Below are 24,697 nucleotides of genomic sequence, written 5' to 3'. Positions count from 1 at the left end.
CATGAAACTCGCCTCCCTGAAAGACGGCAGCCGTGACGGCCGCCTGGTCGTCGTAAGCCGCGACCTGAAATCCTGCCAGCCGGTACCCAACATTGCCGCCACCATGCAGGATGCGCTGGACAACTGGGACGTCGCCGCACCGCAGCTCAAACAGATCTATGCCTTGCTGAACCAGGGCAGTGCATCCGGCGCCAAGCCTTTTGACGAAAGCCTGTGCCACTCGCCGCTGCCGCGCGCCTACCAGTGGGCCGACGGCTCCGCCTACATCAACCATGTGGAGCTGGTGCGCAAGGCACGCAATGCGGAGGTGCCGGCATCGTTCTACACCGACCCGCTGATGTACCAGGGCGGCTCCGACAGTTTCGTCGGCCCGCGCGACGCGGTGTTCGCGCTGGACGAAGCCTGGGGCATCGACCTGGAAGCGGAAGTGGCCGTGATCACCGGCGACGTGAAGATGGGCGCCAGCGATGAAGATGCGGCCAAGGCAATCCGCCTGGTGATGCTGGTCAACGACGTCTCGCTGCGCAACCTGATTCCCAACGAACTGGCAAAGGGCTTCGGTTTCTTCAATTCCAAGCCGGCCAGTGCCTTCTCGCCGGTGGCAGTCACGCCGGAAGAACTGGGCAAAGCCTGGCAGGACAACAAGTTGCACCTGCCGCTGCTGGTGCAGATCAACCGCCAGCCTTTCGGCAAGCCGAATGCCGGCGATGACATGACCTTCAACTTCGCCCAGCTCGTGGCGCACGCCGCCAAAACGCGCGAACTGTGCGCCGGCACCATCATCGGCTCCGGTACCGTGTCGAACAAGCAGGGCGGCCTGCACGGCTCCAGCATCGCCAATGGCGGCGTGGGTTATTGCTGCCTGGCCGAAGTGCGCATGTACGAGACCATCGAAAGCGGCAAGCCGCAAACCGGCTTCCTGCAGTTCGGCGATACGGTGCGCATCGAAATGCATGACGCACAGGGCAAGACCATCTTCGGCGCCATCGACCAGACCGTGCGCAATTACGGGGAACGTGAATGAAGCTCTATACCTACTTCCGCAGCTCGGCTGCCTACCGTGTCCGCATCGCGCTGAACCTGAAAGGCCTGTCGTATGAAGCGGTGCCGGTGCACCTGCTGCGCGACGGCGGCGAGCAGATGGCGCCTGCCTATCGCGAGGTGAACCCGGCAGGACTGGTGCCGGCGCTGGAGGACAACGGCATCGTCGTCACGCAATCGCTGGCCATCATGGAATACCTGGAAGAAGTGCACCCGATGGTGCCGCTGCTGCCGCAAGACGCCGTGGGCCGCGCCCGCGTGCGTGCCCTGGCGCAGACGGTGGCATGCGACACCCATCCGCTGATGAACCTGCGCGTGCTCAAGCACCTCAAGGGCCCGATGGGCCTGAGCGAAGAACAGAAGATGGACTGGTACTACCATTGGATGGGCGAAGGCATGCAGGCGCTCGAAGCCCACCTGGAGCGCGACGGCGACATGGGCCGCTTCTGCTATGGCGACACGCCGACCATTGCCGATTGCTGCCTGGTGCCGCAGGTATACAACGCCCAGCGCTTCAATATCGACCTCACGCCATACCCTAACGTGGCGCGCATCGCAGAAAACTGCGCCGGCCTGCCGGCATTCAAGGCCGCGCATCCCTCCGCCCAGCCGGACGCGGAGTAATCAGAACTGCACCACCCGGTTGCGTCCTTCCTTCTTGGCCCGGTACAGCGCCTTATCGGAGCGCACCAGCAAGGAGGACGGCGTATCCGGCGTGCCATGCGGGTCAGCCGCCGCCACGCCGATGCTGATGGTCAGCTCCACCTCGGCCCCAAACTCGGTCCGCACCCGCAAACCGGCCGCCAGTTCGCGCAAGCGTTCCGCCGCATGCATCGCCACCGCGATATGCGTTTCCGGCATCAGCAGCACAAATTCCTCTCCGCCGAAACGCGCCACCATATCCACCGCGCGCAGGCTGGCCGTCAGCAAGGTCGCGATCTGGATAATCGCCTGGTCGCCCACCTCGTGGCCGTAGGTATCGTTGATGCGCTTGAAGTGGTCGATGTCGACCATCAGCAGCGACAAGGGATGATGGAAGCGCCGCGCTCGTTCCAGTTCCTGCGCAATCTGCTCCGTCATCTTGCGCCGGTTGGCGATGCCGGTCAGCGGGTCGGTGGTGGCCAGTTCTTCCAGCTTGCGATTGGCCTGCAACAGTTCCAGCGTGCGCTGCAGGATGCGGTCTTCCAGGCTGCTGCGCTCGGCCGCCAGCTCGGCCATCGCCCGCCGCCGCGAGCGTAGCGACAGCACCAGCGCCGTGATCAGCAAGCCCTCGAAGACGATCAGCGCGCCCGCCGTGATGATCTGCCAGCGGTACAGCTCCCACACATTGTGCGGCCGATTCAGTATCACCGCTTCCGGCGGCAGGTTGCGCAAGCCGGCCTGGCGCGCGGTCGGGTAATCGAAGTAATAGCCCTGCACCTGGCTGGTCATGGCCGGCTGTCCAAGCAGCAGGCGCGCCATCATGCGGCCCACCGCCTCGCCGCTGACCACATAGCCGCCCGCCACGCCAGGCATCACCAGCGATTCGGAATGCGTGAACAGGGGCGCCTTGGTCGCAGCCGCGATCAACAGCGCCAGCTCGCGCGGCTGGATGCGCGACTTGCCTTCGCCACGCAGCGACGCCAGCATGAAGATCGCGCTGCTGCGGTCCAGCCGCGCGGCGCGCTGCCGCAATTCATCCACGTCGCCATCGTCCCAGATCTCGAAGCGGATATGCGGGAAATGCGGCGTTACGCTGCGGATGCGGTCAAGCCAGAGCTGGCCGCGCGAGGTCTTGTCGCCGACGATGGCGATATGCCGCACATTCGGCGCCACCAGCGGGATCACCCCGATCGCCCGCTCGAAATCGGACGTCACCTCGTAAGCCAGGCCATCGCGCGGCTGCCATTGCTCGCGCCCATGATTGACGTAGTGGCGCGGCACGCCGGCAAACAGTTCCGGATGGCTGGACAGGAAACGCGCCGCAACGAAGTTCTCCGTCACGATGGCGTCGAATTTGACGTCGGCGTACTTGGTGGCGAGGTAGGGCGCCATGCCCTCCTGCGATTTGTCTTCGCCGACGCGGTTGGCGTCAAAGCGCTCTTCGAAAATGGCCGGCGTGGCGCCCTGGCTGCTGCGTTCCAGTTCCTCGTACATGCCCTTGTGCACCAGCCTTTGCCAGGCCGAGGAAGAGTCGGCGCCAAGCGAATACAGCACCAGTACCCGCCGCTCGTCTGCCAGCGCATGAGCGCAGGCGCTGGCAAGCCAGAAGGCGGCTGCCAGGCGCAGGAATGCACGGCGGTAAGAATGGGGGCACATAGGGGAAACGAGTGTAGCACGGTCACGTGCAACTTAATTTCCCTAAAGGCAACTATCGTGGCAGTTTTGCAACGATCGAGGGCATTTAATCGACCAGCAGCGAGTAGAGCTGGGCCGGCGTAATCGGCTTGACAAGATGGGCGGCAAAGCCGGCCGCGCGCGCTCGGGCCTGGTCGGCTGGCTGGCCGTAGCCGGACAATGCCACCAGCCGCGTGTTGCCGAAACCGGGCCGGCGCCGCAGCTCGCTGGCCAGTTCATAGCCGTCCATGCCAGGCAGGCCGATGTCCAGGATGGCCAGGTCGGGCACGAAGCTGGCGCTGGCGCGCAGCGCGCTGGCCGGGTCGCCCACTGCCTGCACCTCATGGCCGCCAACTTCCAGCAGGGCACGCAAGCCTTGCAGCACATCCTGGTTGTCGTCCACCAGCAGCACGCGGCGCGGCGGCACGGCCGCCAGGTGGCCCGGCGCCGCGCCCAAAGAGGGGGCGCTTGCCGTTTCTGCCGCCAGCGGCACGCGGATGGTGAATTCGCTGCCGGCGCCAACGCCGGCACTGTGCGCCTCGATCTCGCCGCCATGCAGCTGCACCAGGCTGCGGGCAATCGCCAGGCCCAGTCCCAGGCCGCCGCGCGAGCGGTCGATCGATTGCGGGGCCTGCACGAATTTGTCGAACAGGTGGGGCAGCATTTCGGCGCCGATGCCGATGCCGGTATCGCGCACCGTGATCGCCACGCGGCCCTTGGCGGCGACGGCGCGCACCAGGATCTGGCCGCCCGGGTTGGAATACTTGGCAGCATTGGTCAGCAGGTTGACCAGCACCTGCACGAAGCGCATCGGGTCGGCGTCGATCGCCAGGCCCTGCGCCGGCACGTCCAGCTCCAGCGCCTGCTGGCGTTCTTCGAGCAGGCCGCTGACCGTTTCCAGCGCCTGCGCCAGCAGCTTGGACAATTCGACGCGTTCCAGGCGCAGCGCGATCTTGCCCTGCGCAATGCGCGCCACATCGAGCAGGTCGTCCACCAGCCGCACCAGATGGTGGGCCTGCCGTTCGATGGCCGCATGCTCGCGCGCCAGCCCGCCCAGGCCCTTCAGGCGCATCAGCTCCAGCGCGATCAGGATCGGCGACAACGGATTGCGCAGCTCGTGGCCGACCATGGCCAGGAAATCGTCCTTGGTGCGGTCGGCCAGTTCGGCATCGCGCCGTGCCCGCACCAGTTCCGTCACTTCGAAGGCCACAATGGCGACGCGGTCCACTTCACCGCGCGCATTGCGCACCGGCTGGTGCACATAATCGAAATAGCATTCCTGCAGGCCGCCGCCGCGCTTTAGCATGACGCGGCGTGCCTTGCCGGTCACTGGCTGGCCGCTGGCCAGCGCCAGCTCCATTTCTTCCAACATGCCCTGGCCTTCCAGCTCGGGGAAGGCGCGCCGCATCGGCAGGCCAATCAGTTCGCGCTGCCAGCTCAGTTCCATAAAGCGGTCGTTGGCCAGTTCGAAGCCCAGGTCGGGGCCGCGCACAATGGCGATGGCGGCCGGCGCCTGCTGGAAGGTGTTGGCCATGCGCGTCATGTGCGCACGTTCGGCCTGGCGGATACGGGCGCGCATCAGTTGCGAGTCGACGCGCGTCAGCAGTTCGCGCGCCGAGAAGGGCTTGACCAGGTAGTCGTCTGCGCCGGCATTGACGCCTTCGATGCGCGCCTCCTCGCCGGCGCGCGCCGACAGCAGCAGCACCGGCACGTCGTGCAGCGCCTGCTCGGCGCGCATGGCAGCGATCAGGCCGAAACCATCGAGTTCCGGCATCATCACGTCGGACACCACCAGCTCCGGCAGTTCGCCCGCCATGGCCTCCAGTGCTTCGCGCCCGTTGGCGGCGGTGCCCACCTGCCAGCGCTGGCGCAGCAGGCGCGCCAGGTAGTCGCGCATGTCGGCATTGTCGTCCACCACCAGCACCCGCGCGCCCAGCGTCAGCACGCTGTCGTCGTCGGCCAGGTCGAGGAAGGGTTCCTCGCTGTCTTGCTCCGGCAGCCAGCGCTGCGCTTCCAGGCAGAACGCTTCGCGCACTTCGCTGGTGTCGGCCTGCGCCTCGCCGCTCAACTGGTCTTCGCGCAGGTGGCTGCGGCCCAGCGGCAGCGTGATGGTGAAGGTGCTGCCGGCGCCCAGCGTGCTTTCCAGTTCGATGCGGCCGTGCAGCAGCTCCACCAGGTCGCGCACCAGTGCCAGGCCGATGCCTGAGCCCTCGTGGGTGCGTGAACGCGAGCCTTCCACGCGGCGGAAGCGCTCGAAAATGCGCTGCTGCTGGTCGTCCGAAATGCCGACGCCGGTGTCGCTGACCGCCAGCACGGCCGATTGCCCCTGCCGGCGCAGCACGACCGTGATGCCGCCGTCAAAGGTGAACTTGAAGGCGTTGGACAGCAGGTTCAGCACGATCTTTTCGAACAGCGCGATATCGACCCAGGCGCCGGCATCGATTTCCTCGCAGTCGACGGTCAGCGTCAGGCCTGCGCTTTCGAGCACCGAGCGGAAGCCGCTGGCCAGGTCGCGGGTGAGGGCGGCCAGGTCGACCTGGGCGTAGCTGGCCTGCATGCGGCCGGCCTGTACGCGCGAGAAATCGAGCAGGGTGTTGACCAGCTTTTGCAGGCGCAAGGCATTGCGCTGCGCCAGGCGCAAGCGCGCGTGATGAACGGCCGGCAGCCGGCTGGCGCTGTCGTTCAGCGCTTCTTCGACTGGGCCCAGCATCAGCGTCAGCGGGGTGCGGAACTCGTGGCTCACATTGCTGAAGAAGGCGGTCTTGGCGCGGTCCAGCTCCGCCAGGGCTTCGGCGCGCTGGCGCTGCTCGGCCGCCGCGCTGGCATTTTGCACGGCAGCCGACAACTGGCCGGCCACCAGCTCGCAGAAGGTACGGTATTCGGCATCGAGCGGGCGCGCCGGGCTGGTGCCCAGCACCAGTACGCCGTCGGTAATCGGCAAGGCCAGTGCTGTCCGCACCGCTTGCCCCGCAAGGCCGAGCGGCAAGCCCGGCATGCCCGCCGTCGCAATCGTCACCGGCTCGCCGCTGGCCAGCACCTGGGCCACCGGCCACAATGCCAGCTCGCAGGCTTCATCGGCCACGTGCGCCGTCTGCTGCAGGCGCACTGTGTCGCCAACGCGCTTGAACAGCAGCGCAAAAGGAATGTCGGCCGGATTCCCGGCAATGGTGTGCATGGCGGTGGCGCAGGCGCTGGCCACGTCCTGTTCGCGCAGGGCGCTGGCCGACAGTGCCGACAGCGCGGCCAGGCGGCGCGCGTTCAGGCGCGTGTCGGTGGTGTCGGTGGAAGGGCAGAACAGGCCGCCCACCGCGCCCGCTTCGTTGAAGATCGGGCTATAGGAGAAGGAGAACCAGACTTCCTCCACCCAGTCGCCGCGGCTCATGAAGAGCTGCACCGCGTCGACATAACTCGGCTCGGCGCGCTGGAATACCTTGTCCGCCAGCGGTCCGCAAAAGTGCCAGATCTCAGCCCACACTTCCTGCGCCGGACGGCCCAGCGCCCACGGATGCTTGGCCGCGCCCAGCACATCGATATAGGCGTCGTTGTAGAGGAACGTGGCGTGCGGGCCCCAGCCGATCCAGATCGGGTGGCTCGAATTGAGCATCAGGTTGACGGTGGTGCGCAGGCTCTGCGGCCAGGCGTCGAGCGGGCCGAGCGGCGTGGACGACCAGTCGAAGGCCGCAATCTGCTGGCCCAGCGCACCTGGGGACGCCAGGAACTGCAAGCCTTCCGGTTTAATAGTCACACGTTTCTCTTACTGTCATTTTTGTCAATTCTGCACTGTACGAAACTTGAACGGCGCACACAAGTGTCCTATGCAAAGTGGCGCCCCGGCCGTGTTTGACAGCACGTTGCAAGCAACGGATACTGGGACGATGACGATGCCGCCTTTCCCCATCCGCAAGGAGTGCCCGCCCGGCGCCTGCGATTGCAAGCGCGAGTTGCTGCTGCAGGACCCGCAAGCCGACTTGCGCATCCTGCGCCTGACGAAGGAGGAAGAGAAGCGCCTGCTCGAGCGCATCGAAGCGATTGCCAGCTATGCCGAGCTGATGCGCATTGGCCAGCGGCTGGAAGAGCAGCTCGGCGTCTCGGTGCGCATCGCGCCCGGCGTCAACGAAGTGCGCACGGTGCGCGGCTTCCAGATCGAGCTGGGCGAGCGTCCCGGCCTGTGCCGCAAGACGCGGCAAGCTGTACCCGCGGCGATACGGAAATGCCTGGATCGCCACCCCGAAATCGCTTTTGCCATCCTGAATGCCCACGATTTGTTTGCTGGGCAGTAAAATATCTTTACTTCCTATCAAATCGAAAGCTGTAATGTTTTGCACTATTCCGCGCATGCTTGGCATGTCTCTCCTGGCCACTGCGCTGTTCCAGTCGTCGGCCTGGGGACAGGACGTGTCGGCCCGCCTCGGGCAGTTGCGGGAATTTTCTTATCTGGCCACCAATGGCACCCTGGCCGAATTGCAGAAATTGAAACCGCAAGTCGGGCAGTGGCCGCAGCGCGACCAAGCCACTTATTACTCCGTGCTCAGCAAGGTGACCCGCGGCTCGGACCGCGGGCTGTCGCTGCAGGCGGTGGCGGAGGAGGAGCGCATCGGCCACCAGCTCGACGATGAGACCATCATCGCCAACAGCCTGCTCGACCGCTCCTACCTTTTTAGCGCACTGGACGACAGGGAAGCCGCCAGCAAGAACCTGGAGATGGCGCGCCAGCTTGCAGACCAGACCAGCGACTTCGCGCTGCAGGCCAAGGTGATCCTCACCGTCGGCCAGAATGAGATCCGGCAGGGCAACGGCCGCAAAGGGCTCGAATTCATTGACCGCGCCGTGGCGCTGGCCGACAAGTCGGGCCAGCCCATCGCCCAGTTCATGGCGCTGCGCGCCAGGGCCTATGCGCTGAACGGCCTGGCCGGCGGCAGCCAGGAGGCGCTCAAGTCGATCGACGTACTGAAGGCCAAGGCCGCGCTGATCCCGCTCGACGGCCCCGTGATCCGGGCCCGTTATGCAGAGTGGGAAATCGCCGAAAGCGCGGGCCAGGTGGCGCGCGCGCGTGAAGCGCTGAACGACGTGGTGGCATGGCTGCAGAAGCATCATATGGACGAAGATGTGCCGGAGCTGCAAGTCACCCTGGCCGACATGAGCTTGAAAAGCCAGGATTACCGGGAAGCCTTGTCGCTCAGCCGCGAATCGAAGAAGGCTGCGCTGGCTACCGGCAATACCGAAATGGCGGAGATTTCGCAGTTCAACGAAGGCATTGCCCTGATCTATCTGGGCCAGCTCGACGCGGGACGGGAAGCGATCGAGGCGGTCAATATCGAGATGATGGATGCCGACGCGCTGTCCGAATATGCACGGGCGCTGGACTATGTGGGCTTGAAGGAGCTTTCCCTGCAAGTGTATGCGCGGGCCCGGCGCAAGACGCAGGAAGCCAGCACCGCCCAGTCCCAGCTCCAGAAAAAAGAGCGCGAAGATGAAGAACTGCTGCGCCGGAACGATGAAAACACCAGGGAGTTGCGCAACCAGTCGAAGCTGCGGCTGGCCTGGTCGGTGGCAGCCGCGCTGGCTGCAGCGGCCCTGCTCGCGGTGGCTTTCCTGTACCGCAAGCTGCGCGCTGCCAACGTCAGGCTGAAGAATTCCGATTCCCCAGCGGAATAGCATGTTAAATTTGCATCTCGGAATGGATCACCCACCGGGAGGCAGGCATGAAAAGCAGCATTCCAAGACGTGAATTCCTGAAGCAGGCCGGCATGGCGGGCGTGGCAACTGCGCTGGGCGGCCCGGCGCTGTCGGCGCTGGCCGCACCGGCTGATGCGCGCAAGGTGGCGCTGCCATTCGAGAATGGCGAGCGCGAACTGCTGGCCTTCCCCCAGAAGCGGCCGATGATCGTGCTGACCAGCCGTCCGCCGCAGCTGGAAACCCCGTTCAGCGTTTTCGGCGAAGGCGTGCTGACGCCGAACGATGCCTTCTTCGTGCGCTACCACTGGAGCGCCATCCCCACCGGGATCGACCCGCAAAGCTACCGGTTGAAGATCGGCGGCCACGTCAACGCGCCGCTGGAACTGTCGCTGTCAGAACTCAAGCAGCTGGCCGAGCCGCTCGAGCTCGTGGCGGTCAACCAATGCTCGGGCAATAGCCGCGGCCACTTTGCGCCGCGCGCCAATGGCGGCCAGCTCTCCAACGGCGCCATGGGCAACGCGCGCTGGACCGGCGTGCCGCTGAAAAAAGTACTGGAGCGGGCGGGCGTGAAAGCCGGTGCGGTGCAGGTTGCCTTCAACGGCCTCGATACCCCGCCGGCCGGCGATGGCCCCGATTTCGTCAAGTCGCTCGATATCGACCACGCGCTCGACGGGGAAGTGATGCTGGCCTGGCAGATGAACGGCGCCGACTTGCCGATGCTGAACGGCTATCCGCTGCGCCTGGTGGTGCCGGGCTATTACGGCACGTACTGGATCAAGCACCTGTCCGACATCACGGTGCTGGACAAGCCCTTCGACGGCTTCTGGGTCGCCAGCGCCTACCGCATCGCCGACAACGTCTGCGCCTGCGTGGCGCCGGGGACCACGCCCGCAAAAACAGTGCCGATTGGCCGCTTCAACGTGCGTTCATTTATCACCAGCCACCAGGACGGGGCGCGGCTCAAGGCCGGCAAGCCTGTGGTGGTGAAAGGCATCGCCTTCGATGGCGGCTATGGCATCACCGAAGTCGCCTTCTCGGCCGATGGCGGCAAGAGCTGGCAAGCGGCCACGTTGGGCAAGGACCTGGGCAAGTATTCCTTCCGCGAATGGAGCGCATCGTTCAAGCCGGGCAAGGGCGAGCACGCGCTGATGGTGCGCGCCGTGAACCGCATCGGCCAAAGCCAGCCCTCAACGGCGCTGTGGAACGCGGCCGGCTATATGCGCAATGTCGTCGAAACTACCCGCGTAACGGCGGCTTGAGGGGAAACAGATGAAGACTCTCGCCATCATGCTCCTGCTGTGCGCCGGCGCGGCCAGCGCCGCCGAAATCAAGCTGCCCGACGAAACGGCGGCGTATAAACCAAGCACGCTGCCCGGCTACCAGCTCGTGCTGGCCAACTGCCTGCTTTGCCACTCGGCGCAATACGCCCAGATGCAGCCGCCCGGCTCTCCGCGCAACTACTGGGAAGCCACGGTAAAGAAAATGAAGAAGCCGTTCGGCGCGCAATTCTCGGACGAGGACATCCCCGCCATGGTGGATTACCTGGCCAAAGTCTACGGCGCCGAGAAGCCCAAGCCGTAGACCGCGCCGGCTGGCGGCGATACAATCTCGCCTTTGCCCATCGCCGATAGCCGCCATGACGATTCCTAGCCCCATCCTGCAAGCGCTCGACCGCGCCCACCCTTCGTGGCGCCCGATCCTGGAGCGCGGCCTGCAGGCGATAGCGGCGGCCAACCCGGCCTACCTGCCGGAACTGGCGGCCGACAGCTACCTGCCGACCGAGTTGCGCCTGTTCGCCGCCTTCCAGCAGCCGCTGGAGCAGGTGCGCTACGTGCTGGTGGGCGAGGGCCCCTATCCGCGTGCCGAAAGCGCCACCGGCGTCTGCTTCATGGACGGTGCCGTGAAAGGCCTGTGGTCGGAAGAGGAGGGCGGTGGCCTGTCCAAGCCCGTCAACAAGGCCACCTCGCTGCGCAACTTCATGAAGATGCTGCTGGTCGCCGACGGCCAGCTCGAAGAGTCGAATACCGCGGGCGAAGCGCTGGCAGCCTGCTCGACCCTTGCCAAGGCCGGCGCCGCCATCCAGACCCTGGCCGAGATGCAGGAACGCTTGCACAGCCACGGCTTCCTGCTGCTGAACGCCTCGCTGGTATTTCGCCCCCATGTTGCTCCGGTGAAAGATGCCAAGGCCTGGCTGCCATTTTTCGAAACCGTGATGCAGGCGCTGGCTGCCCGGCAGCCGAAACTGATTCTTTGGGGAAAGATCGCCGAGCAACTGAACAAGCTGCCAAGCGTGCAGGCGCTGCCGCAGATCGTGGCCGAACACCCGTACAACCTGAGTTTTATTGCTAATAAGGAAATGCAGGCGCTGTTTGGCCCGATGGGATTGCTGAAGCGCTGATTGGCGTGCTTGCGTCGGCGTGCATTGCCCCTCGGACAGCTAAAGGCGCGTCCGGCAAGGTCTGCGCAAGTCTGTTATACTTGACTAAATCGTTCAAGTAATCAGGTTTTGATTTGCGAGAACAGAACGATATTTTAACTGAGTTGAACCGAGGTTGTGATGCGTCTGACTACCAAAGGCCGTTTTGCAGTGACTGCGATGATTGACCTGGCTATGCGCCAGGGCAAGGGTCCGGTAACGCTTTCCGGAATCAGCCAGCGCCAGTCGATTTCCCTGTCTTATCTCGAACAATTGTTCGGCAAGCTGCGCCGCCACGAAATCGTGGAATCGATCCGCGGCCCTGGCGGCGGCTACAGCCTGGCCCGCAAGGCAGACAAGGTGACCGTCGCCGACATCATTATCGCTGTCGATGAACCGCTCGATGCAACCCAGTGCGGCGGCAAGGAGAATTGCCACGGCGCCGACCACGCCAACGGCGCCCGCTGCATGACCCACGAACTGTGGGCCACCCTGAACGAAAAGATGGTCGACTACCTGGATTCCGTGTCGCTGCAGGACCTGGTGGACCAGCAAAAAGCCAAGGCCGCGGCAGAGCAGCCAGTCCATGTGCACCGCAACAGCAACCAAGCAGCCCTCGGTTAACCGAATTGGAGTAATTTAGATGAACGCCCCCGAAAAGAACGTCGCCCAGGTAGCGCCGGTAGAATTCAAGACCGCGCCGCACTTCCCGATCTACATGGACTACTCGGCCACCACGCCGATCGATCCACGCGTTGCGGACAAGATGATCCCTTACCTGCGCGAACAGTTCGGCAACCCGGCCTCCCGCAGCCACATGTACGGCTGGACCGCGGAAGCAGCGGTGGAAGAAGCGCGCGGCCACGTGGCCGCCCTGGTCAACGCCGACCCGCGCGAAATCATCTGGACCTCCGGCGCCACCGAATCGAACAACCTCGCCCTGAAAGGCGCGGCCAACTTCTACAAGTCCAAGGGCAAGCACATCATCACCGTGAAAACCGAGCACAAATCCGTGCTGGACACCGTGCGTGAACTGGAGCGCCAGGGCTTCGAGGCCACCTACCTGGACACCCAGGACAACGGCCTGATCACCATCGAGCAACTGGAAGCGGCCGTGCGTCCGGACACCATCCTGATCTCGGTCATGATGGTCAACAACGAAATCGGCGTGATCCAGCCGATCAAGGAAATCGCCGCCTTCTGCCGCAAGAAGGGCATCATCTTCCACTGCGACGCCGCGCAGGCGACCGGCAAAGTGGCGATCGACCTGCAAGACCTGAAGGTCGACCTGATGACCTTCACCGCGCACAAGACCTACGGCCCGAAAGGCGTGGGCGCCCTGTACGTCTGCCGCAAGCCGCGCGTGCGCATCGAAGCACAGATGCACGGTGGCGGCCATGAGCGCGGCCTGCGCTCCGGCACCTTGCCAACCCACCAGATTGTGGCGATGGGCGAAGCCTTCCGCCTGGCCAAGGAAGAAATGGATGCCGAAATTGCCCGCATCCGCGCCTTGCGCGACCGCCTGGCGAAAGGCCTGCAGGAAATCGAAGAAACCTACGTCAACGGCGACATGGACCATCGCGTGCCGCACAACCTGAACGTGAGCTTCAACTTCGTGGAAGGCGAGTCCCTGATCATGGCCGTGAAAGACCTGGCCGTATCGTCCGGTTCCGCCTGCACCTCGGCATCGCTGGAGCCATCCTACGTGCTGCGCGCACTGGGCCGCAGCGACGAACTGGCGCACAGCTCGATCCGTTTCACCATCGGCCGCTTCACCACTGAGAAAGACGTCGACTTCGCCGTCGAACTGCTGAAAGGCAAAGTGGGCAAGCTGCGCGAACTGTCCCCGCTGTGGGAAATGTACAAGGATGGCGTGGATCTCTCCACCATCCAGTGGGCAGCGCACTAAGCGCACAGCAGAATTCTTAGATTTTAGGGAGCATCAAAATGGCATACTCGGAAAAAGTCCTCGACCACTACGAAAACCCGCGCAACGTCGGTTCCTTTGAAAAGGGCGACGAGACCGTCGGTACCGGCATGGTCGGCGCACCTGCTTGCGGCGACGTGATGAAACTGCAGATCAAGGTTGGCGCTGACGGCAAGATCGAAGACGCGAAATTCAAGACCTACGGCTGCGGTTCGGCAATTGCCTCCAGCTCGCTGGTGACCGAATGGGTGAAGGGCAAGTCGCTGGATGAAGCGCTGGCCATCAAGAACACCCAGATCGCGGAAGAACTGGCATTGCCGCCAGTGAAGATCCACTGCTCCATCCTGGCGGAAGACGCCATCAAGGCAGCCGTGAACGACTACAAGGCAAAACACGGCGCCTAATCAGCGCGCGGAGGAAGTATGGCAATCACCCTGACCGAAAAAGCAGCCAAGCATATCAATCGCTACATCGAGCGTCGCGGCAAGGGCATTGGCCTGCGCTTTGGTGTGCGCACGACCGGCTGCTCCGGTCTGGCCTACAAGCTGGAATACGTGGACGAAGTGACTCCGGAAGATTCCGTCTTCGAGTCGCATGGCGTGAAGGTCTTCGTTGATCCGAAAAGCCTGCCGTACATCGACGGCACTGAGCTGGACTTCGCCCGCGAAGGACTGAACGAAGGCTTCAAGTTCAACAACCCGAACGAGAAGGATGCATGCGGCTGCGGCGAAAGCTTCCGCATTTAATATCGTGCAGAACCACTTCGAACTCTTCCAGCTTCCCCAGCAGTTCGCCGTCGATACGAACGCCCTGGACGCCGCCTACCGCGAAGTCCAGAGCCGCGTCCACCCGGACAAGTTCGTCAATGCCACCGATGCCGAAAAGCGCGTCGCCATGCAATGGTCGACCCGCTCCAACGAGGCTTACCAGACCCTGAAGAATCCGCAAAAGCGCGCGCAATACCTGTGCGAGCTGAATGGCGTCGATTTGAAGATGGAATCCAACACGGCCATGCCGATGGAATTCCTGATGCAGCAGATGGAGTGGCGCGAAGAGCTGTCCGAAGCGCGTGCCGACAAGGATGCCGATTTGCTGGACAAGCTGGACGGCCAGTTGCGCGCGGCCCGCAAGGCCCAGTTGGCGGAGATCGAACAACATTGCAACGCCGGTGACTATCACGCCGTCGCGCAAGGTGTGCGCGCGCTGATGTTCATCGAAAAATTCGGCGAAGAAGTGCGCTTCGCTTACGACGCCATCGAGGCGTAAAAGAACAAGACAGGTTTCACCATGGCTCTTTTGCAGATTTCCGAACCGGGCATGTCGACCGCCCCGCACCAGCACCGCCTGGCAGTGGGTATCGACCTCGGCACCACCAATTCGCTGGTAGCGACCGTCCGCAGCAGCATTCCAGAAGTGCTGAACGACGAAGACGGCCATCCCCTGCTGCCTTCCGTGGTGCGTTACCTGCCAAACGGCCATGCCAACATCGGTTACAAAGCCCAGGCGCATCAGACCACCGACCCGAAGAACACCATCGTGTCGGTCAAGCGTTTCATGGGCCGCGGCCTGAAAGACATCGCCTACGCCGAAAACCTGCCATACGATTTCGTCGATGCTCCCGGCATGGTGCAGCTGAAAACCGTGGCCGGCGTGAAGTCGCCGGTGGAAGTGTCGGCGCAGATCCTGGCCACCTTGCGCCAGCGCGCGGAAGATTCGCTGGGCGACGACCTGGTTGGCGCCGTGATCACCGTGCCTGCCTACTTCGACGAAGCGCAGCGCCAGGCCACCAAGGATGCCGCGCAACTGGCCGGCATCAACGTGCTGCGCTTGCTGTCCGAACCGACTGCCGCGGCAATCGCCTACGGCCTGGATAACGGCTCGGAAGGGATCTTCGCCGTGTACGACCTGGGCGGCGGCACCTTCGACATTTCGATCCTCAAGCTGTCCAAGGGCGTGTTTGAAGTGCTGGCCACTGGCGGCGATTCCGCACTGGGCGGCGACGACTTCGACCACCGTCTGTTCTGCTGGGTGCACGAGCAGGAAAAACTGGCACCGCTGTCCGACGAAGACACTGCCACCCTGATGGTGAAAGCGCGCGAAGCAAAAGAACTGCTGTCGACCAAGCCTGAGGTGACCATCGACGCCATGCTGCGTTCGGGCGAAGAAGTGCACCAGCGTGTCACCCCTGAGATTTTCGCCGACATCACCAAGCACCTGGTCGCCAAGACCATGAACGCCGTGAAGAAGGCCTTGCGCGACGCCAACCTCGACGCCGACGATATCGACGGCGTGGTCATGGTGGGCGGAGCGACCCGTATGCCGCACGTGCAGCGCGCGGTGGGCGAATATTTCCACACCATCCCGCACGCCAACATCGACCCGGACAAGGTCGTGGCGCTGGGCGCAGCGATCCAGGCCAACCTGCTGGCCGGTAATCGTGCCGCGGGCGACGACTGGCTGCTGCTGGACGTGATCCCGCTGTCGCTGGGCATTGAAACCATGGGCGGCCTGGTCGAGAAGATCATTCCGCGCAACTCCACCATCCCATGCGCCCGTGCGCAGGAGTTCACCACCTTCAAGGATGGCCAGACCGCGCTGGCAGTGCACGTGCTGCAAGGCGAGCGTGAACTGGTGAGCGACTGCCGTTCGCTGGCGCGCTTCGAACTGCGCGGCATTCCGCCGATGGCGGCCGGCGCTGCACGCATCCGCATCACCTACCAGGTGGATGCCGACGGCCTGTTGTCCGTGTCCGCACGCGAGCTGCGCTCCAACGTGGAAGCCTCGATCACCGTCAAGCCATCCTATGGCCTGGGCGACGACGACGTGGCGCGCATGCTGTCCGAATCGCACACCGAAGCGGAAGCCGACATGAAAGCCCGTGCCCTGCGCGAAGAGCAGGTGGAGGCGGAGCGCATCATGCTGGCCACCCAGTCCGCACTGGACGAAGACGGCGCGCTGCTGAACGACGAAGAGCGCGCGGCGATCAACGCCCTGATGGCTACCACCATGGACATGCTGGTGAAATCCGGCAGCGGTGAAGCCGACCACTACGCGGTGAAAGCCGCCTATGAAGCCCTGGCCCAGGGCACCGAAGAATTCGCATCGCGCCGCATGGACCGCAGCGTGCGCAGCGCACTGGCCGGCAAGACGCTGGACCAGGTTGTTTAATCGACTGAGGAATAGAAGTGCCACAAATCGTCATCCTGCCGCATGCCAAGCTGTGCCCCGAAGGCGCCGTGATCGAAACCGAAGCAGGGAAGTCCGTGTGCGACGTCCTGCTGGAAAACGACATCCATATCGAACACGCCTGTGAGAAATCCTGCGCCTGCACCACTTGCCACGTGCTGGTGCGTGAAGGCTTCAACTCGCTCAACGAAGCGACCGACACCGAAGAAGACCTGCTGGACAAAGCCTGGGGCCTGGAAGCGTGCTCGCGCCTGTCCTGCCAGTCCATCGTCGCGGAAGAAGACCTGGTCATCGAAATTCCGAAGTACACGATCAACCACGCCAGCGAAGGCGGCCACTGAGCCGGGGTGCACCATGCTGAAATGGAGTGATGTCACGGCGATTGCCGAAGCCCTGTACGACAAGTTCCCGGAGGTCGACCCGACCACCGTGCGCTTTGTCGACCTGCACAACTGGATCGTCGACCTGGACGGCTTCGACGACGACCATAAGCGCGGCGGCGAAAAAGTGCTGGAAGCGATCCAGCAGGCGTGGATCGATGAAGCGCAATAAGGCCGCAGGCGCCGGCGCGCCGCTGCCGGCTACCGTCACCGACATCCCTGAAGTCAAGCCCGGCCAGTCGGTCGCGCTGTTGCAGGAGCTGCACATCCTCACCCGCGACGGCAAGCTGAATCAGGACAGCCGCCGCAAGCTGAAACAGGTCTACCACCTCTACCAGTTCATTGAACCGCTGCTGAACGACGTGCGTTCGGCCAAGGGCTCGGTCTCTCTGGTCGACCACGGGGCAGGGAAGTCCTACCTCGGTTTCATCATCTACGACCTGTTCTTCAAGGCGCTGGGCGGCGACTCGCACATCTACGGCATCGAGACCCGTGAAGAGCTGGTGGCACGCTCCGAAGAACTGGCGCGCAAGTTCGACTTCCCCGGCATGAGCTTCCTGCCGCTGTCGGTGGCCGAATCGACCACCTCCGACCAGTTGCCGGAACAGATCGACATCGTCACCGCGCTGCACGCCTGCAATACCGCCACCGACGACGCCATCGACTTCGCGCTGAAGAAAAAGGCCAAGCATATCGTGCTGGTGCCATGCTGCCAGGCCGAAGTCGCCTCCGTGCTGCGCAAGAACAAAGGCTCCTCGCTGGGCAAGAACGTGTTGACGGAATTATGGCGCCACCCGATTCACACCCGCGAATTCGGCAGCCAGATCACCAACGTGCTGCGCTGCCTGCAGCTTGAGTCGCACGGCTACCAGGTCACTGTGACGGAACTCGTAGGTTGGGAGCATTCGATGAAGAATGAGCTGATCGTCGCCACGTACAAGAATCTTCCGCGCCGCAAGCCGGCCGAACGCCTGAAGGAAGTGCTGTCCACCATCGGCCTAGATGAGATGGGCGAACGCTTCTACACTGGCGCGCCAGCCGCGACGCCGGCTGACGCCGAGGTCGCGCCGTGAGCACCGCTTATCCGGCCGGCGCCAGCGCGAGCCCGCTCGCCGCCGATGGTGAACGCTGGATCGACCTGCGCAGCGATACTGTCACGCATCCCAGCGCCGCCATGCGCGAAGCCATGTTCGCCGCGCAGGTTGGCGACGACGTCTACGGCGACGACCCCACGGTCAACGCCCTGCAAGCCCACGCAGCAGAACTGTTCGGCTACCAAGCCGCGTTGTTCGCTCCATCCGGCACGCAAACCAACCTGATCGCCCTGCTGGCCCATTGCGGCAGGGGAGACGAATACCTGGTCGGCCAGGACGCCCACACCTACAAATACGAAGGCGGCGGCGCTGCGGTCCTCGGCAGCATTCAGCCGCAGCCGATCATCAACCAGCCCGATGGCAGCATCGCCCTGCAAGACATCGAAGCCGCCATCAAGCCGCACGACTTCCACTTCGCGCGCACCAGGCTGCTGGCGCTGGAAAACACCATCGGCGGCAAAGTCCTGCCGCAACAATACGTCGCCCAAGCCACCAGCCTCGCGCACGCGCGCGGCCTGGCTACCCACCTCGATGGCGCCCGTATTTGCAACGCCGCTGTCAAGCAAGGCATTGCGCTGAAGGACGTGGTGAAAGGCTTCGACAGCGTTTCCGTCTGCCTGAGCAAAGGCCTTGGCGCCCCGGTTGGTTCCGTCTTCTGCGGCAGCAAAGAGCTGATCGAGCAGGGGAAGCGCTGGCGCAAAATGCTGGGTGGCGGCATGCGCCAGGCTGGCGTAATCGCCGCTGCAGGCCTGTACGCCCTGCAGAACAATGTGCCGCGCCTGGCCGAAGACCACGCCAACGCAAGCTGGCTGGCAGCAGAACTCGCGAAGATCGGCGTACTGCAAGTCAGCGTGCCGCAAACGAACATCCTGTTCGTCACCATGCCGCGCGAAGCCTGCGAAGGCTTGAACGCCGCGCTGGCAGCAGAACGCATCCGCGTCTCGATGGCGCCGACACTGCGCCTCGTGACCCACCTGGACGTAACGCGCAGCGACCTGGAACATGTCGCCGCCGTATTCGCCCACTACTTCAAGCAATAATGAACAACGAAGACAACACCATCCGCCTCGCCAAGCGCGTGGCGGACATGGTTCCATGCTCGCGCCGCGAAGCGGAAAACTACATCGAAGGCGCCTACGTCACAGTCGACGGTGAAATCGTCGAAGAACCAGGCGCCCGTGTCGCCCCAGGCCAGCAAGTCGCGCTCTTGCCCGACGCAACCCTGCTCGACATCGCCCCCGTCACGATCCTGCTGAACAAGCCGGCCGGTGCCGATGCGCTAGCCTGCCTGCTGCCCGAAGCGCGCAGCAAGGACGCCCAGCGCATCCGCTTCGTCAAACGCCACCTGCGCAACCTGACCGCCTGCCTCGCGCTGGACAAGCAAGCCAGCGGCCTGTTCGTCTTCACGCAAGACTTCCGGGTAGCGCGCAAGCTGGTAGACGAAGGCGCCACCGTCGAACAGGAGCTGATTGTTGATGTGGAAGGCGAGATCGCCGACAACGGCCTCACGCTCCTGAATCAAGGCGCCGGCAAAGTAAGCTGGCAAAACGAACACCGACTGCGCTTCGCCGTAAAGCCCCCAAAACCAGCGCTGGTAGCCAAACTGTGTGCCGACGTCGGCCTGAAAGCCACTGCGGTAAAACGCCAGCGGATTGGCCGCATCTCCATGTCCGGCCTGCAGCCCGGTGAATGGCGGTACCTGCAGGGCTACGAGCGTTTCTAAAGGAACCTACAGCCGCGCCCGTGTCACACCATGGGGTCACACCCCAAGTGTGACACGGCCTCTAGTGTAGGGTGGCGGCGAAGCGCAGGGTCAGGCGTTGCATCATCGTTGCTTGAACACCTGGCGGCTTTCACCGCCCAACATCCTTTGCTGATCGGAGATACTTGATGCGCACCTGCCTGTTGCTGCTCCTGTTCGTACTGGCGCCGGTTCCTGCCTTCGCCCTCAATCCTGCTTGCCCAGCCAGGGATGGTGGAGAGGGCTGGTCGGCCGGCTGTTTTACGGTCGAGGATAATGCGCGCGTGCTGAAGCCGGAGTACCTGCGCAAGCTGAAGTTCGGAAAATCCGGTAAAGCGGTGCTCCTCATCGAAGATCCGCGTGAGGTGGTGGCTGTGGACCGGCGCGGCCGCGTAGTTGTGCCGGGCATTTACCATGCCGGCGACTTCGACTATCCGTCTGCGCCGCGCGGGGTTGCCCGCTTCGAGTCAAACGGCAAGTGCGGCTTCTTCCAGTCGCGCACATTCAAAGTGCTGGTTCCTGCCGAATATGACCACTGCCATTCATTCCATGACGGCGAGACTGCGTTTGCATGCAAAGACTGTGAAAACTACTGCACCGAAATCGAGTGCCAGAACGCCCGCATGGTGGGCGGACAGGGATTCGCCTTTGACGCCGAGGGCCGCCTGCTACGCAGGTTTGCAGTGCTGGGCCTCGACCAGGCATGCCCGCATGGCATCGAGAAGCTGGTCGAGGAAGGACACTACCGCTACCTGAAGTGCAAGGACGACCCGAACGGTCCGTTCAAGCTTCGATGAATGGACAGAGCGTGGCTGCTGTCGATGGATTGGCCAGCACATTGTTGTGATGCGAGTCCGGCAGCACCACCATCTTCTTGCGCGTCGTGGGGGCGGCTTCGAATACGCGTTGCGACATGCTCGCCGGTGTTGATTTGTCCAGCGCACCGGCAAGCACCAGCAAAGGCGACTGGATGCGCTGCGCAACCTTGACGTTGTCGATCGTGCCAAGCGCATCGTCGACCGTGATGGTGACGAAGGGCTTGTAGTACCACGGCAGCGTTAGATTGACCGTTTCCAGTGCGGTCGTTGCGGTAGTTTCAAGCACGACTGCTTGCACTGCACGCTCCTGCGCCACGCTGGCGGCGACGAAACTGCCCAGCGACTGGCCATGCACCACGACTTTGCCAGGGAAGCGCGTATCGAGCATGTCGTAAATGGCCAGCGCATCGCTCCTCATGTTGGTAACCGTCGGAATGCCGCTGCTGCGGCCGTAGCCGCGATAGTCGAAGAAGGCAACGTTGACTTTGCAGCCGGCGAGTGCGTTCACCACCTTGTTGCCGCTTTGATCCAGGTGGAACATATTCCCGCCGAAGTAGAGCAGGGTGCGGTCGACGCCCGGGCGGGTGACCAGAACGCCGCGCAGCGTGGCGCCATCGGGGCGCGCGATTTCCAGTGCCGTACCGTTGTCGAAGCTTTGCTCGGCCAGCGGGGCCGCCTTGGTCAGCGTATCGGGCCGGATGAACATCGATTCCTTCACTTCAATCGTCTTGCAGCCAGCCAGGAAGACCAGCAACAGCATCGCCACACTACGCATAAGAATCTCCTTTTTAATGATATGATAACTATATTACATTAAAAACTTATCGTAAAACAATAATGAAATGGATTCCTGTGCTTCGGCTGGCGGTAATTGGCTTCGTCCTGCTCCAGGCCCTGTACTTCGTGATGGCGTGGCTGGTGCCGCAAGGCGTGGTGTTGGCCGGCATTCATATGGTTGTGACGCCGAAGTGGCTGGCGCCGGAAGAGGTGGCCGCATTGGCGGCCGGTCCCCTGCTTGTCGGTATGCTGGCGAGCCTGCCGGTCTTGCTGTTGACCGTGTACGCAGCCTGGCGCCTCGATGCCTTGCTGCGCGCCCTGCAGCGCGGCGCGTATTTCGCGGTCGCTTCGATTGGCCATCTGCGGGCCTTCGCGGGCGCCGCCCTGGCGGCGTTGGCGTGGTCGGTGCTCGATACGCTGCTGCGCGGCCTGTCCTGGCGCTTCCTCTTTGACGCCAAGACCCCCGTCAATATCGGCGTCTCCTCGGAGGAGTTGCTGGCGATGCTGGTCTGCCTGCTGTTCTTCCTGATCGCAGGCGTGATGCATGAAGGTCGCCGCTTGGCCGAAGAAAACGAAGGCTTCGTCTGATGGCCATCGTTATTCACCTGGACGTGATGCTGGCCAGGCGCAAGGTCAAGTCGCGCGAACTGGCGGCGCATGTCGGGATCACGGAACAAAACCTCAGTCTTCTCAAGTCCGGCAAGGTGAAAGGCATCCGTTTCGGCACGCTGGAGAAGATTTGCGAAAAGCTGAATTGCCAGCCGGGCGACATCATCGAATGGACGCCTGAACCTGGCGGTGCAGCCATTGAGGACGAAGGCTTGCTATGATGGGGATATGGACAACGATTTCTGCCTCGTTCGCCGCTGCCTGATTCCGGCGGATGCCTTCATCCTGTGCGGCTGCCTGCGCGCGGCGGGACTGAACGCCACAGTGATGGACGACCAGCACGTGCAAGCGGCATTCCTGCTCGCACCTGCCATTGGCGGCGCCCGTGTCATGGTGCCGCAAGATGAACTAGGGCAGGCGCTGGAAGTCATCGCCGCCTTCGAGCGCGGCGAACTGGCCCTGGGCGACGACGACGATGTGGGAGAGGGCGCCCGCGTCTACGAGTTCACGCCTCGCAAGTAAATACAATCGCCTGCATTTTCCCTTCGATGGCGCCGCTGCCGAATTTCTCGGTCAGCGCGGCAATTGCCGCGTCGGTCGCTTCCTGCAGGCGTGCCGGGTCGCGCGCTTCAATATCCGCCCTTAGCGGGGAACCCTGGCACAGGGCGGTCGCAGTGGAAGCTGCCGAATTGGCGCGGCTGGTTGCTGTGACCAGTTCATGTGTGATGCGGCCCGTCCAGCCGCCGCGCTTCAATTCTTCGAGGATCGCGTCGACGTCGTGCCAGCCATACGGCACGCGCGCCAGGAAGCGCGGCGGGTCGTCGGGGAAGACTTTGGCCAAGGCATGGTTGATGGTGGCGGAAAAATCGTTATTGGCGATGCCATCCCACACATTGAAGCAATACAGGCCGCCCGGCTTGAGGACGCGGCGCGCTTCGCTGAAACCGCGCGCCTTATCGGGAAAGAACATCACGCCAAACTGGCATGCCACAGCGTCGAAGCTGGCGTCGGGGAAGGGCAGTGCCTGTCCGTCGGCTTCTTTCCATTCTATGCGCGGCGAAACGACGGCCTTGCGGGCCTGCTCCAGCATGGCCGGATTGAGGTCGCTGGCGACGATTTGCGCGGCAGGAATTTCCTGCAACAGGAGCCGGGTGACCGCGCCGGTGCCGGCGGCGACTTCCAGTATCCGCGAGGGACGCCGCGGCGCCAGGCGGCGCGCCATGTCGATTGCGTAGGGGGTGAACAGGAGCGGCACCATGGCGCGCTCGTAGGTTTCCGGAATCGAGCCAGTGAAGCTGCTGTCCTTGTCCATGGTTGCCTCCCTTGTCCAAGTCAGTATAGCGAGTGCTTAGGCGGCTTTGGCGGCTTTTTTCTCGGGTTTTGGCAATTGCACCAGACGGGTGCCGGCAATGCGGTCGTGCAGGAACTGGCGGTCCTTGTCGAGGAAGGCGGTCAGCGACCACAGGAAGACACTGGCCAGCAGGGCGTACAGCTTGTGCTTATTGCTGAGGTCGCCCAGGTAGGCGACCACGATGCCGGGCAGGATCCACAGCCAGCACAGCAGGTAACGCAAGGCGGCGGTGCGGATTGGCAAATGCACCTGGCCTGGTTGCACCAATTTGATGCGCCAGGTTTGCATGGCCAGGGTCTGGCCCTTGCGCGTCCATTGATGGATGAAATAGGCACCGAGGATCAGGAAGGCCAGGAACTGGCGCATATGCTCAACCAGCGGGGTGTGGCTGGCCTTGGTGGCGATTTCGAACACCAGGAAAGGCAGGAACAGGGCAGCGAGCGCCAGCAGGATTTCGTAGACCATCGCGATCAGGCGACGCTTGACGGTCGGAACAGCGTTATTTGCTTGCATTGGGAACGGCTGGTGGCGCGCTCGGCGCAGCTGGGGTAACGGAAGCAGGCGTGGACGCATCCGCTGCTGGCGCCGTCGGGGTGGCGCCCGTTGTCGCGGCTGGGGCGGTCCCTGCTGCGCCACCTGGCGTGGCCCCAGCGGCAGTCGATGGGGCGGCGCCACTGGCACCGAGGGCGCTGCCCGGCGGCACGATGGCAGGAGAGCCTTGCGGCAAGCCGATCGGCGCCGGCGGGACGGTGCCCGGCCGCACGGTACCCGGCGCCGGCACCAGGCCGTGGCCTTGGGCCTTGACTGGGGCCGGGGTCTTCACGGTGGACTGCGCCAGGCTAGGGGTCTTCACAACCTGGTTGTTCTTGGCAGCGGCCGCGTCAGCCAGGGCTTTCTTGGCTTCGTCCGGCAGTTGCTGGTACTGCTCCCACTCGGCGGCACGCTGGCCCGGCGGAGTGGCCTTCTTCTGCGCGCGCGCAAAGTTCTCGCGCACGGCCTTGCGTTCGGCGGGCGTCAGCGACACCCATTCGCGCATGCGTTCCTGCACCCGCGCTTTTTCGTCCGGCTTCATCTTGGCCAGCCGATTGCCGATGGAGATCCATTTTTGCTTGCGTACCGGACCCAGTTCTTCCCAGGTTGCTTCGAGCGGCGCCAGGGCTTGTTGCTGGGCTGGTTTCAGGTCGGACCAGTGGGGTTTTTCACCAACCGGCTTGGCAGGAGCTGCGGCAGTAGCGGCAGCCGAAGGCGCCGGCGCAGGGCGCGATGCAGGGCGGCTCGCCAGCCAGACGACGGCAGCGATCCCCACACCCACCAGCGTGATTGCTCCAGCAACCCATTTTGTCCTGCCACTTACACGCGCCATAC

Annotated in this window: 28 protein-coding genes; 22 read left to right on the top strand and 6 right to left on the bottom strand. The window is 63.6% G+C overall.

The features are described 5' to 3' along the window. Position 1: 1 nt before the first annotated feature. Both ASD58_RS02230 and maiA read left to right on the top strand, forming a co-directional pair. Entirely contained in the window at positions 2 to 1,024 is a 1,023-nt protein-coding gene (locus ASD58_RS02230) for a fumarylacetoacetate hydrolase family protein (protein WP_057259455.1), read from the top strand. Continuing rightward, a complete protein-coding gene (gene maiA, locus ASD58_RS02225; protein WP_057259454.1) occupies positions 1,021 to 1,665 on the top strand; it encodes a maleylacetoacetate isomerase in 645 nt (214 codons plus the stop codon). Before ASD58_RS02230 ends, maiA begins: the two co-directional genes overlap by 4 nt. Here the strand turns inward: maiA and ASD58_RS02220 are convergent, their stop codons facing one another. After that, a complete protein-coding gene (locus tag ASD58_RS02220) occupies positions 1,666 to 3,339 on the bottom strand; it encodes a diguanylate cyclase (RefSeq protein ID WP_082565169.1) in 1,674 nt (557 codons plus the stop codon). 85 nt (positions 3,340 to 3,424) lie between these two features. Continuing rightward, positions 3,425 to 7,102 (bottom strand): ATP-binding protein, encoded by a 3,678-nt coding sequence (locus tag ASD58_RS02215; protein WP_156401113.1) that lies wholly within the window; start codon positions 7,100 to 7,102, stop codon positions 3,425 to 3,427. A gap of 130 nt (positions 7,103 to 7,232) precedes the next feature. On the opposite strand from ASD58_RS02215, the gene ASD58_RS02210 reads away from it, so the two are divergent. From ASD58_RS02210 to ASD58_RS02130, 17 genes are all read left to right on the top strand, one after another. Then, positions 7,233 to 7,637: a hypothetical protein gene (locus ASD58_RS02210; RefSeq protein WP_057259452.1), complete on the top strand. Its 405-nt coding sequence runs from the start codon at positions 7,233 to 7,235 to the stop codon at positions 7,635 to 7,637. Between the two features lie 64 nt (positions 7,638 to 7,701). Further along, complete coding sequence (locus tag ASD58_RS02205) at positions 7,702 to 9,012, top strand: hypothetical protein (protein WP_156401112.1); 1,311 nt, start codon at positions 7,702 to 7,704, stop codon at positions 9,010 to 9,012. Between the two features lie 47 nt (positions 9,013 to 9,059). Continuing rightward, positions 9,060 to 10,292 carry a molybdopterin-dependent oxidoreductase gene (locus tag ASD58_RS02200; RefSeq protein WP_082565168.1) on the top strand — a complete coding sequence of 411 codons (1,233 nt, stop codon included), beginning with the start codon at positions 9,060 to 9,062 and terminating at the stop codon, positions 10,290 to 10,292. A 28-nt stretch (positions 10,293 to 10,320) separates the two neighbouring features. After that, the gene (locus ASD58_RS02195) at positions 10,321 to 10,614 is read left to right on the top strand and encodes a cytochrome c (RefSeq protein WP_373994437.1); all 294 of its coding nucleotides are present in this window, start codon (positions 10,321 to 10,323) and stop codon (positions 10,612 to 10,614) included. 55 nt (positions 10,615 to 10,669) lie between these two features. Then, the gene (locus ASD58_RS02190) at positions 10,670 to 11,431 is read left to right on the top strand and encodes a uracil-DNA glycosylase (RefSeq protein WP_057259449.1); all 762 of its coding nucleotides are present in this window, start codon (positions 10,670 to 10,672) and stop codon (positions 11,429 to 11,431) included. Positions 11,432 to 11,590: 159 nt separating this feature from the next. Then, positions 11,591 to 12,073, top strand: coding sequence for a Fe-S cluster assembly transcriptional regulator IscR (gene iscR, locus ASD58_RS02185; protein WP_057259448.1), 483 nt, complete (start codon positions 11,591 to 11,593; stop codon positions 12,071 to 12,073). Between the two features lie 19 nt (positions 12,074 to 12,092). Continuing rightward, positions 12,093 to 13,358: an IscS subfamily cysteine desulfurase gene (locus tag ASD58_RS02180; RefSeq protein WP_057259447.1), complete on the top strand. Its 1,266-nt coding sequence runs from the start codon at positions 12,093 to 12,095 to the stop codon at positions 13,356 to 13,358. Positions 13,359 to 13,396: 38 nt separating this feature from the next. Then, positions 13,397 to 13,780 carry a Fe-S cluster assembly scaffold IscU gene (iscU, locus tag ASD58_RS02175; RefSeq protein ID WP_028104361.1) on the top strand — a complete coding sequence of 128 codons (384 nt, stop codon included), beginning with the start codon at positions 13,397 to 13,399 and terminating at the stop codon, positions 13,778 to 13,780. An 18-nt stretch (positions 13,781 to 13,798) separates the two neighbouring features. Beyond that, positions 13,799 to 14,122 (top strand): iron-sulfur cluster assembly protein IscA, encoded by a 324-nt coding sequence (gene iscA / locus ASD58_RS02170; RefSeq protein ID WP_028104360.1) that lies wholly within the window; start codon positions 13,799 to 13,801, stop codon positions 14,120 to 14,122. Positions 14,123 to 14,126: 4 nt separating this feature from the next. Continuing rightward, positions 14,127 to 14,642, top strand: a complete 516-nt coding sequence (hscB, locus tag ASD58_RS02165; protein WP_057259700.1) for a Fe-S protein assembly co-chaperone HscB — start codon at positions 14,127 to 14,129, stop codon at positions 14,640 to 14,642. Positions 14,643 to 14,663: 21 nt separating this feature from the next. Then, positions 14,664 to 16,544: a Fe-S protein assembly chaperone HscA gene (hscA, locus tag ASD58_RS02160; RefSeq protein ID WP_057259446.1), complete on the top strand. Its 1,881-nt coding sequence runs from the start codon at positions 14,664 to 14,666 to the stop codon at positions 16,542 to 16,544. 17 nt (positions 16,545 to 16,561) lie between these two features. Further along, a complete protein-coding gene (gene fdx, locus ASD58_RS02155) occupies positions 16,562 to 16,903 on the top strand; it encodes an ISC system 2Fe-2S type ferredoxin (RefSeq protein ID WP_055935517.1) in 342 nt (113 codons plus the stop codon). Between the two features lie 16 nt (positions 16,904 to 16,919). Next, entirely contained in the window at positions 16,920 to 17,114 is a 195-nt protein-coding gene (iscX, locus tag ASD58_RS02150) for a Fe-S cluster assembly protein IscX (protein ID WP_057259699.1), read from the top strand. After that, on the top strand, positions 17,101 to 18,015 hold the full coding sequence (locus ASD58_RS02145) for an SAM-dependent methyltransferase (RefSeq protein WP_057259445.1): 915 nt from the start codon (positions 17,101 to 17,103) through the stop codon (positions 18,013 to 18,015). The genes iscX and ASD58_RS02145 overlap by 14 nt, the downstream gene beginning before the upstream one ends. After that, positions 18,012 to 19,076, top strand: coding sequence for a low-specificity L-threonine aldolase (ltaE, locus tag ASD58_RS02140; RefSeq protein WP_057259444.1), 1,065 nt, complete (start codon positions 18,012 to 18,014; stop codon positions 19,074 to 19,076). The genes ASD58_RS02145 and ltaE overlap by 4 nt, the downstream gene beginning before the upstream one ends. After that, complete coding sequence (locus ASD58_RS02135; protein WP_057259443.1) at positions 19,076 to 19,759, top strand: RNA pseudouridine synthase; 684 nt, start codon at positions 19,076 to 19,078, stop codon at positions 19,757 to 19,759. The genes ltaE and ASD58_RS02135 overlap by 1 nt, the downstream gene beginning before the upstream one ends. Before the next feature lie 167 nt (positions 19,760 to 19,926). Then, positions 19,927 to 20,574 carry a WG repeat-containing protein gene (locus ASD58_RS02130; protein WP_057259442.1) on the top strand — a complete coding sequence of 216 codons (648 nt, stop codon included), beginning with the start codon at positions 19,927 to 19,929 and terminating at the stop codon, positions 20,572 to 20,574. Here the strand turns inward: ASD58_RS02130 and ASD58_RS02125 are convergent. Further along, positions 20,561 to 21,370 (bottom strand): alpha/beta hydrolase, encoded by an 810-nt coding sequence (locus ASD58_RS02125; protein ID WP_082565167.1) that lies wholly within the window; start codon positions 21,368 to 21,370, stop codon positions 20,561 to 20,563. The genes ASD58_RS02130 and ASD58_RS02125 overlap by 14 nt on opposite strands. A gap of 62 nt (positions 21,371 to 21,432) precedes the next feature. On the opposite strand from ASD58_RS02125, the gene ASD58_RS02120 reads away from it, so the two are divergent. Genes ASD58_RS02120 through ASD58_RS02110 form a run of 3 tightly spaced genes read left to right on the top strand, consistent with a single transcriptional unit; the run spans position 21,433 to position 22,503 of the window. Continuing rightward, positions 21,433 to 21,960: a DUF2975 domain-containing protein gene (locus tag ASD58_RS02120; RefSeq protein WP_057259440.1), complete on the top strand. Its 528-nt coding sequence runs from the start codon at positions 21,433 to 21,435 to the stop codon at positions 21,958 to 21,960. Then, positions 21,960 to 22,202, top strand: coding sequence for a helix-turn-helix transcriptional regulator (locus ASD58_RS02115; protein WP_057259439.1), 243 nt, complete (start codon positions 21,960 to 21,962; stop codon positions 22,200 to 22,202). The genes ASD58_RS02120 and ASD58_RS02115 overlap by 1 nt, the downstream gene beginning before the upstream one ends. 7 nt (positions 22,203 to 22,209) lie before the next feature. Then, on the top strand, positions 22,210 to 22,503 hold the full coding sequence (locus ASD58_RS02110) for a hypothetical protein (protein WP_057259438.1): 294 nt from the start codon (positions 22,210 to 22,212) through the stop codon (positions 22,501 to 22,503). Here ASD58_RS02110 and ASD58_RS02105 read toward each other — a convergent pair. From ASD58_RS02105 to ASD58_RS02095, 3 genes are read right to left on the bottom strand one after another with little or no spacing between them, the layout of a single operon-like run. After that, complete coding sequence (locus ASD58_RS02105; protein WP_057259437.1) at positions 22,487 to 23,293, bottom strand: class I SAM-dependent methyltransferase; 807 nt, start codon at positions 23,291 to 23,293, stop codon at positions 22,487 to 22,489. The two genes, ASD58_RS02110 and ASD58_RS02105, sit on opposite strands and share 17 nt — an antisense overlap. Before the next feature lie 36 nt (positions 23,294 to 23,329). Continuing rightward, positions 23,330 to 23,845 carry an RDD family protein gene (locus ASD58_RS02100; protein ID WP_082565166.1) on the bottom strand — a complete coding sequence of 172 codons (516 nt, stop codon included), beginning with the start codon at positions 23,843 to 23,845 and terminating at the stop codon, positions 23,330 to 23,332. Beyond that, positions 23,832 to 24,695 (bottom strand): DUF3106 domain-containing protein, encoded by an 864-nt coding sequence (locus ASD58_RS02095; protein ID WP_082565165.1) that lies wholly within the window; start codon positions 24,693 to 24,695, stop codon positions 23,832 to 23,834. Before ASD58_RS02095 ends, ASD58_RS02100 begins: the two co-directional genes overlap by 14 nt. Positions 24,696 to 24,697: the final 2 nt, after the last annotated feature.

This window comes from Duganella sp. Root1480D1, from assembly GCF_001427305.1.
Lineage (GTDB): Bacteria > Pseudomonadota > Gammaproteobacteria > Burkholderiales > Burkholderiaceae_D > Rugamonas.
Note: the sequence above shows the minus strand (reverse complement) of the source record. Positions and strands in the feature narration are given on the sequence as shown.